The organism is Streptomyces sp. NPDC001068, assembly GCF_042897315.1.
Lineage (GTDB): Bacteria > Actinomycetota > Actinomycetes > Streptomycetales > Streptomycetaceae > Streptomyces.
In genome coordinates this window covers 315,988-327,540 of sequence record NZ_JBIAYD010000002.1, presented here as the reverse complement: position 1 = coordinate 327,540, position 11,553 = coordinate 315,988, and the positions used below count along the sequence as shown (strand labels likewise).

Genomic DNA, 11,553 nt, shown 5'->3' with positions numbered 1-11,553 from the left:
AAATTACCGGTACGACGAATCTTCCCAGGTCCGAGGAGAAAGCTGCCATGACCACATCGAACGAGCGCACCAGCGGGTCGGAGAACCAGGCCCCCCACCTGGACTACTACCCGGAGTGGCTCGACAATCTCGCCGACGACGTCATTCTCCAGGGTAATTTCGCCAATGGTGAGATCCTCGGCAAGGAAAAGGTGGGGAAGCTGCTCGGCTTCGCCCGGAGCAACTACGCTTTTCAGGACTTCCGCTTCTTCGGAAAGCGCGGTGAGCTGTTCCTCGAGGACTACCGTTCCACCATCCGCGGCACCGAGAACCGCCGCCCGGGTGGGATCGAGATCTACAACTTCGTCGTCGTGTACTTCAACGAGGCGGGCGAGACCAGCCAGCTCGTCATGAACCACCGGCCGCAGTCGGCCGCACTGCTGTTCTCCTCCCTGCTCGCCGACCACTTCGGTGACGAGTTCGGCGCGGACCTCTTCTACGACGGGGATGTCGGCGACCGGCTGCTCGACCACGACCTGTCCCGCGGCCGGTGGCCGTCGCCGCCCCGCTGACGCACCGGCCCACCGGGGTGGGCGTGCGATGACGTCATGCCGACGCGCGAGGCCACCGCGACCGCGACCCTCCTCGCGCGTGCGGCGTCGGCTACGCGGACTCCGCCCGTCGGCCGTCCGTCTCCCGCGCCCGGTCACGAGCCTGCGCGCCCTGCGACGCGGCGATCGGTTCCAGGTGCTGCGCGGCGCTGTCCAGCAGCCCGAGATCGGCCTTGGTGTGCGCGATGGCGGCGTCGATCAGGACGGCGACCAGTGGCTCGTCCGCGTGGGCCCGGCGCTGCCGTGCCAGGCCCGCGAGTTCGGACAGGTACGTCTGCCGCTGCGCCTCGATCAGCGTGGTCAGCGCCCGCGTGCCCAGCGCGGCGGCGCCGAGGAGCTTCAGGAACAACTCGTCGCGAAAGCCGCCCACGCGCACCCACGACGTGGTCGCCCACGAACGCAACTCGGCCTCGCCGGCCGCGGTGAGCGTGTAGAGGTTCTTGTCGGGCCGGTCGGTCTGCGCGACCTGTGATCGCGAGACGTAGCCGTCACGGACCAGTCGTTCGAGGATCTGGTACAGGTGACCGATGTTGAGACCACCCCACTGAGGGCCGATGGTCTCCTCGAACCGGGCCTTGAGCTCGTACCCGTGGTTCGGCCGCTGGGTCAGCAGCGCGAGCACGGCGTGGTGGAGCGGCATGTACGTCCCTTCTACGTTGTGACAACATACCTCTGCATTGTGACAATGTATGAGGGCGAGGCTGCATCTATGGCTGTGAGCGTGGCGCTGCGCGGGGTCAGTCGCCGATACCCCGGGCTGACGGCTCTGGACGGGGTCGACCTGGAGGTCGCGGCGGGCGAGGTGGTGGCGCTGACCGGGTCCTCCGGTGCCGGCAAGTCCACCGTGCTGCACGTGACGGGCGGCATGGACCGGCCCGACGAGGGACACGTCGAGATCGACGGGACCGAACTGACGGCCCGGGACCTGGACGCCCACCGGCGGCGCATCGGCTTCGTGTTCCAGCGGTTCCACCTGCTGCCCGCCCTGACCGTGCTGGACAACGTGCTCGCTCCCGTGCTGCCGCGCCGGGTGGACTTCGACCGGCGCGAGCGCGGCCGCGAACTGCTCGACGCGGTCGGTCTCGGAAACCGTTCCGACGCCCTGCCCTCGCAGTTGTCGGGCGGTCAGCAGCAACGCGTCGCCGTCGCCCGTGCGTTGATCAACCGGCCGGGGCTGCTGCTGGCCGACGAACCGACGGGCAACCTGGACAGCGTCATCGGACGGGAGATCGTCGACCTGCTGATGACACTGCGCGAGCGCTACGGGATGACGATGCTGATCGCCACCCACGACGCGGAGGTCGCCGCCTGCGGCGACCGTGTCGTACGGCTGCAGGACGGCAGGGTCACCTCCGACCAGCGCCTCACACCGTCCGCCGACGTACTGGACCGGCTGGGGGGCCTGCGCCCGTGATGACGATCATCCTCGACCAACTGCGGCGGCGGCGCGGGCGCGCGCTGGCCCTGGCGGCCGGGATCCTGGTGGCGGCGACCAGCTTCACCCTGCTGACCGCGACGGTGAGCACGAGCCGGGCGACCACGGTGGGCACGGTACGCAAGAACGCCCGGTCCGCCTACGACGTACTGGTGCGCCCGCCCCAGGCGCAGACGGACGTGGAGCGGCGGAGCGGCATGGTCGTGCCCAACTTCCTGTCCGGCACGTTCGGCGGGATCACCATGGCCGAGTACCGGCGCATCCGCACCATGGCCGGGGTGGACGTGGCCGCACCGGTCGCCAACATCGGCTACCTCATGGTCGCGAGCACCGTCACCGTCGACGTGTCCCGCTTCCTGGACAGCCGGGCGTCCCGGCAGATCCTGCGGATCAGCCCGACGCTCACCGCGGGACTGGGCAGTTACCGCACGTCCGACCAGTACGTCTACCTCACCCGTTCCCCCCTGGCCTCGGGCTCCTCCTCGGACGACCTCTTCGAGTCCGACACCCTGGAGGCGGGAGCGGCCGACAAGCGCACCCGGCGGTACCGGCTCGACGGCAAGTACGACGTCTGCTTCTACTTCAACGACGACAAGTCCGAGCAGACCGAGTTCAACCTGGAACTGCCCATGAAACCCAACATCATCGCCGAGGACCTCCGCGACAAGTCGCCGTTCGACCCGGAGCTCAACTCGCTGATGAACTGTCAGTCCGGGCGGGACAAGGCCACCGTCGACGTTCCGGTCGCCTACCCCGTGCTGCTGTCCGCTGTCGACCCCGCGGCCGAGGACCGGCTGGTGGGTCTCGGCCGCACCGTCACCTCGGGCCGCATGCTCACCGAGCGGGACAAGCCGTGGACGCTCTCCTCCGCCAAGAGCGTCCACGGCCGGCACGACACGTACATCCCGGCGATGCTCAGCAGCAAGCCGCTCACCTCCGGAAGGCTGAGCGCCACCGTCGAACAGCTCGACGTCGGCGACCCGGCCGCGTTGCCCTCCGAACTGGGCAACCCGAAAGCCGGTGACTTCGTCCGGGCCCTGCACGGCACCCGGGTGGGCCGGATCGGCGTCGACCTGGACCCGGGCTACCGCAAGGCGCTCGACGAGGACTCCTTCGACACCGACGCCTACTGGACGGTCGGCCCGGTCACCTACCGCCGCACCCCGGGCGGCGACCTCACCGTCGAGCCCCGGCGGCCGCAGAAACCCGGCCTGTGGGTGACCGAGGCGGACCGGCAGCCGTTCCCCTTCGTCCCCGAGGAGAACCAGGGCAGGCAGTACCGGAAGGTGACCGCCCACAGCTCCACGAACTGCGTGGGCCTCGGAACCTGCGACGGCGTCGACTCCGGGCGCCTGCCCAACCCGTTCGTCCGCCTCGTCGGCCGCTACGACACCGGCAGGCTGCCCGGTTTCTCGCCCCTGTCCGACGTACCGCTGGAGACCTACCAGGCCCCGCAGGTCACCGGCGCGGACCAGGCCACCCGCGAGGCCCTGCACGGCCGGCCGCTGCGGCCCGACCGCAACCTCGGCGGCTACGTCAGCCAGCCACCCACCATGCTGACCACGATGAAGTCCGTCACCGCGCTCACCGGGAGCCGCCGGACACCGAGCCTCCAGGACAAGGCGCCGGTCAGCGCGATCAGGATCCGGGTGGCCGGGGTGACCGGCGTGGACACCGCCTCCCGGGCCCGGGTCAACGCCGTGGCCGGGGCGATCCGGACGGCCTACCCGCGGCTCCAGGTCGACGTCACCGTGGGCAGCTCGCCCGCCCCGCAGACGGTGGTGCTGGACGCCTCGGCGCGGGTGACGGAACGCTGGGTCGCCAAGGGCGTGGCACTGCGCGTCCTGCGGGCGGTGGACGCGAAGAGCGCCGTCCTGTTCGTCCTCGTGCTCGTCGTGTGCGCGCTCTTCCTCGGGCAGGCGGCGCTGGCGTCGGTACGCGCCCGCCGCACGGAGATAGGCACCCTGCGCTGCCTCGGCTGGAGCGGCGGCGAGGTGCTCCGCCTGGTCCTCGGCGAACTCCTGGTGATCGGCCTCGCCGCCGGATCCGTCGGCGCCGTGCTCGCCTACGTACTGGGCCGGACACTGGGGCAGCCCGACGCCGGCGGCAAGTCGCTGCTCGTGCTGCCGGTGGCACTGCTCCTGGCCACGGCCGCCGGCCTGATCCCCGCCTGGCTCGCCACCCGCCTCGGGCCGATGGAAGCCGTCCGGCCGCCGGTGAAGGCGGTCCGCGGTGCCCGCCCGGTGCGTTCGGTGGCCGGACTGGCGGTGCTCAACCTGCTGCGGATACCGGGCCGCACGCTGCTGGGCGCGGCAGGCCTGGCGCTGGGTGTGGCCGCCTTCACCGTACTGCTCGCCCTGACCCTGGCCTTCCGCGGCGAGGTGGCCGGGTCGCTGCTCGGCAGTGCGGTCGTCGCGCAGGCGCGCGAGGCCGACTACCTCAGCGTGGCCCTGTCCCTGCTGCTGGGAGCCGCCGGCGCCATCGACGTCCTGGTCCTCTCACAGCGTGAACGCGCCGCCGACCTGGCGGTGCTGCGGGCGACCGGCTGGACCCGTCGCGAACTGGCGCTGCTGACCCTCTGGGAGGGAATCGGACTGGCGCTGCTGGGCGGCCTCTCCGGCGCGGTGTTCGGCCTGGTCACGGTGGTCGCGCTCGGTCAGGGCGTGCTGCACGGCCACCTCCTCGCGGTCGCGGGCGCCGCACTGCTGGCCACGCTGGCCGCGACGGCCCTCGTGTGCGCGGCGCTGACGGTGCCGATCCGAGGACTGGCCCGGATCGCCCCCGCCCGCCTCCTCGCCGCCGACTGAACCGCCCACCACCGGCCCACAGGCCACGCCGGTCAGACATATGACGGTGCGTCAGAAAAAAGGTCGACCTTCCACCGAACTCTTCGCCGCCGGCATGGATCCCACGTGCGTGACGCGTCGCGACGCGATCACACCCAACAGGGTTTACGCAGAAGGGATTCGTGCATCCGTGGATCGAAGAAGAGGAAGAACCACCGCCCTGCGCAAGGCCGTCCGCCTGGCCGGCGGGACCCGGCGGGCGACCGGGGGGCTGGCCGTCCTGACCGCGGTCTCCGCCCTGCTGGTCGGAGTCCTGACGTCACCCCACGCCCTTGCCGCGGCGCCGACGGGCGACGAGACCGGCCGGACGGCTGCCGCCGGTGGCGGTGACCCGGTCGTACGGCTGCGCCAGGAGGTGCGGACCGGGTCCCTGCTGGCCGCGCACGGCGTACGCAGCGTCTGCCCGCGATGTGCGGCCCAGGTCGTCACGGAGAAGACCGGCAGCACCACTCCGCTGCGCGCGTCGGCGCCCGCCGGTTACGGTCCGGCGGACCTCGCCAAGGCCTACGGCCTGCCCGCGAAGTCGAAGAGCACCGCGACCATCGCGATCATCGACGCGGGTGTCGACGCCAACCTGGCCTCCGACCTGGCCACCTACCGCGCCGCGTTCGGGCTGCCCAAGTGCGACACCAAGTCGGGCTGCCTGACGCTGAAGAACTACACCGGCGGCAAGCAGCCGGCACCACAGAAGAGCGGCCCGGGCGCGGCGCTGGAGGAGGCGGTGGCCCTGGAGACCGCGCTCGACCTCGACGCGGCCTCCGCCGCCTGCCCCACCTGCCACCTGCTGGAGATCTCCGTGCCCTGGCAGGACGGCGAGGACGACAACGACGTCTCCACCGGCGACTTCGCCAAGGCGGTGGACACCGCGGTGGCCTCGGGAGCGTCGGCGGTCAGCATCAGCTACGGCTACACCGCGGACGTGACCAACACGAGCGGCGCCCACCTGAAGTCGCTCAAGCACAAGGGCGTCGCGATCACCGCGTCCACCGGGGACTCCGGCTTCAACGGCGGCATCCACCAGTCCTGGCCGTCCAACCTCCCCTCGGTGACCGCGGTCGGCGGGGTCACCCTGCCCGCCGACGCTCCGGCGACGGGCTGGTGGGCCGCCGGCAGCGGCTGCGAGACCGCCTTCCCCGCGGCCACCGGGCAGCCCGCCTCCGCCACCGCCGCGTGCGGACACCACCGGGCGGCCGCCGATGTGTCCGCGGACGCCGACCCGGCCACCGGCCTGGCCGTGTACGACACCTACGCGCCGAGCAGCGGCGAGCCCAACAAGTGGACGATCGTGGGCGGTACGAGCGCCTCCGCCCCGTACATAGCGGGCCTGTACGCCCGGGCCGGGCACCTCGCCGCCGTCCAGGGGCCCAACACCCTCTACCAGGCCCCGTCGTCGGACTTCTCCGACGTCACCGGCGGCAACAACGAGGACTTCCGGCAGTGCGCCGACTATCCCGGGACCAAGGCGTCGCTGTGCAACGCCGGCACGGGCTGGGACGGGCTGACCGGCATCGGCATGCCCCACGGGCTCGGCGCGTTCTGAACCGGCTCCGCAGCCACCGATCCCACTTCCCCCGAAGAGAAACGAGAGGACCCGTCCCCATGCGTCGAAGGACCCGGGCCACCGCCGTCGCGGCGGCGCTCGCCGCCATGATCCTGACCGGCACCGCGATGGCGAGCGCCAGCCCCGCCAAGCCGTCCGTCCGGCCCTGTTCCACCAGCAACGTCTCGTTCTACTTCGGCGGCTACTCCTACGGGCTGAGCCACCGCAGCTTCGACGTGACGCTCCTCGCGCACGACGGCATCACCTGCACGCTCAGCGACACCCCGCTGATCACCTTCAGTTCTCCGCCGGACCAGACCGGGAAGATACCGGTGACCGTCAACGGCCGCGGCGGCACCCTCGTGCTGCGCTCCGACTCGCCGTTGCACACGACGATCGCCTACTCGGTCCCCGACGCACCGGAGAACAAGGCGCAGATCAGCGGGCTCAAGCTCGCGATGCCGGACGGCAGCAGCCGCGCGACGAGCTTCCTCTTCCCGGGTACGACCGACATCTACAAGGGCGGGGTGTACATCACGTCCTGGACGACGGGTCTCGGCCTGGGCCAGGAAGAGCAGCGCTGACCGTCGACGGCGGTCGGTCGACGTCGGACGGTCACGAGTGACCCCGGGTCGTACGGTTCGCACCGCCGGACCGTACGACCCGCCGAACGGACCGGTCGTGTGCGCGCTCCGGGGCACGGGCCACAGGCCGGAGCCGCGACAGCCACGTTCTGGCGTCCACGCGTCCGGCCGTGATCCGGGCCCCCGACCCTTCCCGCCCCCTTCGGAACCGGTCGGTCTAGGCTGGCGCGGTGACTGATGAGCAGGAGCGGGTGCGGCCGTCGGGAGTGTGGGCCACCGCGGTCGGGGTGGCCAGAGTGCGGGCGCTGGAGACCGGGCGGGAGAACGCGCTGTTCCGGGACCCGCTGGCACAGGCTTTCGCGACGGCCGGCGGCCTGGGGCCATCCTTGCCGCACCTGCCCGGTGACGAGGCCGCGCGACGCCGTCGGCTGGGCATCGCGTTCTCCATCGTCATCAGGACGAAGTTCCTCGACGACCTTTTGCGGGACGCCTCCGCGGCCGGAGTCCGCCAGGTGGTGCTGCTCGGCGCCGGCATGGACAGCAGGGCGTTCCGGATGGACTGGCCGCAGGGCACCCGGCTGTTCGAGGTCGACACCGCCGCGCCACTGGACTTCAAGGCATCGGTGCTGCGCCAGGAGCGGGCCGTCGCGCGCTGCGAGCGGATCACCGTCCCGGTGGACCTGCGCGAGGACTGGCCGGGCGCCCTGGCGGCGGCGGGGCACGACCCGGCGGCGCCGACCGTGTGGATCGCCGAAGGACTGCTGATCTATCTCCCCGAGGACGCGGTGGAGTTGCTGCTGACCCGGATCGGCGAGCGGTCGGCCGCCGGCAGCCGGATGGGACTGACGCTGGGCTCGCGCGGCGTGATCGAGCGCTTCGGCGCGGACGCCGTGCCGGGGTCCGCGGCGTCCATGTGGGTCTCCGAGATGCCCGACGACCCGGTCGGCTGGCTGGCCGGACACGGCTGGGAGGCCGACAGCCACACCCTGCGCGAGCGGGCCGCCGCCTACGGCCGCCCGATCAGTACCCCGCCCGAGCGCGAGGAGCGGCCGGGCGGGCTGATCTCGGCGGTGCGCCGGTAGAACGTCGCCCGGTTTCCCGGGCGGTGGGCCGCCGGCTCACCAGGCGGGACGGATCGGCCCCGGCGGCGCGAGCCGTGTCAGGTCGGCGACGAGTTCGCCGAAGCGCGCCTCGCCCAGTGCCTCTCGCCACGGTGCGACGGCGGTGCGGGCCGCGTGGTCGGCGGCGCGCGTGGCGGCCCGGCCGGTCTCGGTGAGGGCCAGGAGGCGGGCGCGGGCGTCGTGCGGGTGCGGATGCCGCTCGACGTACCCCTTCCGCACCAGCTCCTGGACGAGTTGGGCGGCGGCCTGCTTGGTGACCCCCAGGTGCTCGGCCAGGTCGGCCGTGGTGGCGCCGCCCGCCGAAATGCGGGCGAAGGCGAAGCCGTGGGCCGGCCGCAGGTCCTCGAAACCCTGCCGGGAGACGCTGGTGTGGATCTCCTGGACCAACTGTCCGGAGAGTGCCAGCACGAGTACGGAGAAGGCGAGGGCGTCGTCCATGGGGTTGACTATAACTCGTCAAGTTGCTTGTCTATCTGGACAAGCAACTTGTCCATATGGGGGTAGGCATGCCATTCGTCCGCAGCAACGAGGCCGTCGTGCACGAGATCCACGGTGGTCGTTTCGTCTCCTACATACGTCCCGGCTCCGGCAGCCGGGACCTTGCCTCCTGGCGCGTCGAGATCCCGGCCGCGAGCGTGGGGCCGACCCACACGATCAGCGACGAGGAGACGTTCTACGTCCTCTCCGGCGGCCTCCGGCTCACCATCGACGGTGAGAGCGCCGAACTTGGCGCGGGTGACGCGGCGGTGGCACCCGCGGGCGCCGAACTGGCGGTTGCCAACACCTCCGACCGGCCCGCCCACATGTGGGTCACCACATCCGTGGGACTCACCGCGGTGCTGGCCGACGGCACCACCATCGCGCCGCCCTGGGCCCGCTAGCGCGCGGTCGACCGGCCGGGGCCGCAGGGCAGGACCCGTCGCGCTACTGGATGCTCCACCGGTGCGGGTGACCGGGGTCCTCGGGGCAGGCGAACACGTTCAGCTCGCCCCAGCGGCCCACGGTGACCTCGGTGGGTCTGGCGTACTGGTGAGCGGGCGGGTTCCGGTCCTCCAGCGGTGTCCAACTGTCGCTGCCGCCGTCCCATTCCGTGCTGTCGACGGTCAGCAGCAGGTGCATCGGCGTCGCGCAGGCGGGGCAGTCCATGGGGTACGGGTCGGTCACGTGCCAGGAGGCGAAGCCGCCCGCACGCCGGCCGGGCGGGATGGACAGGTCGTACTGGTAACCCGGCGGTTCCGGCGTGCCGTCGCCCACCGCCCGCCCGGTCTCCTCCTCGAGGGCCTGTTCTCCGAGCGCCTCCTCCCAGGCGTCGATCCGGGTGCGCAGTGCCTCGGGCAGGAGACCGGCGAACGGGTAGGTGGTCACCTGCTCGGGGTGCAGGACGCAGGGTTCGGGCACGAAACCGTCGAACCCGACGACCAGTGGCCGCGGCGGGTCGGTCAGCACCTCGGTGACCTCCCACGACCGCCGCCAGCGCAGGTGCAGCCCCAGGTCGTACCCGCTGGGGCCGTGCGCGTCGAAGGGACACCAGAAGACCTGGAGCAGATCGCTGTCGCCCGGCCCGGCCGGCAGGTCGGGCACATCCCGGCGGTGGAGCTGCGCGAGGCCGATCATCGGCACCGGGTCGGTCGCGCGGGACCCGGGGATCCGGTGCTCCCGGTCCAGCCGGTCGAGGAGATCGCGTTCCGCCTCCGTCGGGCCGCTCGCGTCCGGCCGGCCCCATGCGGAGGCCAGCACCTCCCGATACCGGTGGATGTCGGCGGGGCGGCGGCCGTGCCCGCGACCGTGTGCCTCTTCGCACACCGGCCACGGCTCGTCCGCAGGCCACAGCATGGGCCCGCCCACGGAACTGGCGGACCGGTCCGGCCTGCCCGGCCGCGGGTGGAGCCGGGTCGTCGTCCCCCGGAAGCCGGCGAGTCCGGGGAAGAGCGCCTCGACGTCGAGGGGGCGCGGGGGAGTCGTCCTCGTCATTGACGTGACCGTCGTTCTGTCGTGCGCGGCGGAACACGCCCCGGCGGCACCGGGATCCCGCGGAAGACGTCGTCGCCACCGAACATCGCTGCCCCCGCTCCCCAGTTCGAGCCGACAGCATATCCGGACCTGGCTCACGGCCTGCGGTGCGATCACTTCCGGGTGGTCTCCGAAACACAAGATCCGAATATGGAGCAAAACCGCTCTTACCGGCGTGTTCCCGTCGGGACAGTGCAATCGTGGTCAATCCACGGCCGAGCAGAGGGAGTCGACCATGTCCCAGCCGCGCCCCACCCACGTCAGCGCCCCGCTGCCCGACCGAGGCACCCGTCCCGCACCGCTCCGGGCCGCCCGGACGACGGAAGGCGGTGCCTGATGGTCCTGTCCACGTGCCGCGGCATCGACGTCTCCGAGCACCAGGTCCCGCAGGACTGGGCGGCCCACAAGCGGGACGGCGTGGCCTTCGGTTTCGCCAAGGCCAGCGAGGGCGAGCGCAGTCACGACAGCCGCTTCGGTCAGCACATCTCCGGCATCATCGCCGCGCAACTCCTGCCCGGCAGCTACCACTTCGCATGGCCCAACCAGGACCCGAGGACCGAGGCGGCGAACTACGTCAGCGCCGCCCGGCCGTACGCGGCGGCGCAGCCGCGGTACACCCACTGGCTCGACCTGGAGGCCTACCCCGACCGCCGCAACTACGCGGGCCGCACGGCCGCACAGATCCACGCCTGGGTGACGACCTGGATGGCGGCCGTCGGGGCGGCGTTCCCGAAACAGCGGGTCGGGATCTACACCTCGGGCGACGACCTCGCCGCCGGCCACGTGCCCAGGGGCCTGCCCCTGTGGTACCCGGCCTACCCCTGGGGCGCCGCCGACTACTCGCGCGCGGAGGCCGCCGCACAGCCCGCGCCGTCCGGCTGGACGCCGTTGCTGTGGCAGTTCACCAGCACCCCGCTGGACCGATCCATCGCCTACCGCTCCGAGGCCGCCCTGCGCGCGTGGGCCTCGGGCGGCACGGCGAGCACGACAGAGGAGGATCCCGTGCCCGACGAAGTGAACCTCGGCATCGCCGAGCCCTACGATCTCGCCCCCGGCGCCTGGGACTCGATCGAGTTCACCACCGAGTGGAACGACTCGGGGAACGAACACGCCCCGGGCGGTTCGGTGTTCGCCCGCGGCGCCTGCCGTTTCACCGGATCCGTCAGCCTGCACATCACGGGCCTGCCCGTGGGTGAGACCGTCCAGGTCCGCATGTCCGAGTACGACGGTGACCAGCACGTGGCCGACCACCCGGTCGACGAGGCCATCGGCACCCGCGGCGACACCTACCACGTCACCCCGCTCACCAAGCACCTGACGTCCGGCCGCGGCATGCGTGTGCGGCTCTTCAACAGCGGCGGCACACCGGTCACCGTGCAGTCCGCGGTCCTCACCGCGCTCTCCTGGCCGACGAGCTGACCCGTCCG

The 11,553-nt window shown here is 71.9% G+C and carries 11 protein-coding genes; 8 read left to right on the top strand and 3 right to left on the bottom strand.

Translation table 11 applies throughout. The features are described from left to right. Positions 1-47: 47 nt before the first annotated feature. On the top strand, positions 48-551 hold the full coding sequence (locus tag ACFY3I_RS06770; protein ID WP_390859674.1) for a hypothetical protein: 504 nt from the start codon (positions 48-50) through the stop codon (positions 549-551). A gap of 91 nt (positions 552-642) precedes the next feature. Here the strand turns inward: ACFY3I_RS06770 and ACFY3I_RS06765 are convergent, their stop codons facing one another. Beyond that, positions 643-1,230, bottom strand: coding sequence for a PadR family transcriptional regulator (locus tag ACFY3I_RS06765; RefSeq protein ID WP_390859673.1), 588 nt, complete (start codon positions 1,228-1,230; stop codon positions 643-645). 69 nt (positions 1,231-1,299) lie between these two features. Between ACFY3I_RS06765 and ACFY3I_RS06760 the strand changes: the two genes are divergently transcribed. The 5 genes from ACFY3I_RS06760 to ACFY3I_RS06740 all read left to right on the top strand — a co-directional run bounded on the left by ACFY3I_RS06760 (position 1,300) and on the right by ACFY3I_RS06740 (position 8,077). After that, positions 1,300-2,004, top strand: a complete 705-nt coding sequence (locus ACFY3I_RS06760; protein WP_390859672.1) for an ABC transporter ATP-binding protein — start codon at positions 1,300-1,302, stop codon at positions 2,002-2,004. Beyond that, positions 2,004-4,832 carry an FtsX-like permease family protein gene (locus ACFY3I_RS06755; RefSeq protein ID WP_390860096.1) on the top strand — a complete coding sequence of 943 codons (2,829 nt, stop codon included), beginning with the start codon at positions 2,004-2,006 and terminating at the stop codon, positions 4,830-4,832. The genes ACFY3I_RS06760 and ACFY3I_RS06755 overlap by 1 nt, the downstream gene beginning before the upstream one ends. Before the next feature lie 169 nt (positions 4,833-5,001). After that, on the top strand, positions 5,002-6,411 hold the full coding sequence (locus tag ACFY3I_RS06750) for a peptidase S8 (RefSeq protein WP_390859671.1): 1,410 nt from the start codon (positions 5,002-5,004) through the stop codon (positions 6,409-6,411). A gap of 59 nt (positions 6,412-6,470) precedes the next feature. Beyond that, a complete protein-coding gene (locus tag ACFY3I_RS06745) occupies positions 6,471-6,995 on the top strand; it encodes a hypothetical protein (RefSeq protein WP_390859670.1) in 525 nt (174 codons plus the stop codon). 266 nt (positions 6,996-7,261) lie between these two features. Then, positions 7,262-8,077, top strand: a complete 816-nt coding sequence (locus tag ACFY3I_RS06740; protein WP_390860095.1) for a class I SAM-dependent methyltransferase — start codon at positions 7,262-7,264, stop codon at positions 8,075-8,077. A gap of 36 nt (positions 8,078-8,113) precedes the next feature. Here the strand turns inward: ACFY3I_RS06740 and ACFY3I_RS06735 are convergent, their stop codons facing one another. Next, the gene (locus ACFY3I_RS06735) at positions 8,114-8,554 is read right to left on the bottom strand and encodes a MarR family winged helix-turn-helix transcriptional regulator (protein WP_390859669.1); all 441 of its coding nucleotides are present in this window, start codon (positions 8,552-8,554) and stop codon (positions 8,114-8,116) included. Positions 8,555-8,622: 68 nt separating this feature from the next. Between ACFY3I_RS06735 and ACFY3I_RS06730 the strand changes: the two genes are divergently transcribed. Next, positions 8,623-8,997 carry a cupin domain-containing protein gene (locus ACFY3I_RS06730; RefSeq protein ID WP_390859668.1) on the top strand — a complete coding sequence of 125 codons (375 nt, stop codon included), beginning with the start codon at positions 8,623-8,625 and terminating at the stop codon, positions 8,995-8,997. 43 nt (positions 8,998-9,040) lie between these two features. Here ACFY3I_RS06730 and ACFY3I_RS06725 read toward each other — a convergent pair whose 3' ends face one another. Continuing rightward, positions 9,041-10,087, bottom strand: a complete 1,047-nt coding sequence (locus ACFY3I_RS06725; RefSeq protein WP_390859667.1) for a hypothetical protein — start codon at positions 10,085-10,087, stop codon at positions 9,041-9,043. A 375-nt stretch (positions 10,088-10,462) separates the two neighbouring features. Between ACFY3I_RS06725 and ACFY3I_RS06720 the strand changes: the two genes are divergently transcribed. After that, positions 10,463-11,545, top strand: a complete 1,083-nt coding sequence (locus ACFY3I_RS06720) for a glycoside hydrolase family 25 protein (RefSeq protein WP_390859666.1) — start codon at positions 10,463-10,465, stop codon at positions 11,543-11,545. Positions 11,546-11,553 lie beyond the last annotated feature (8 nt).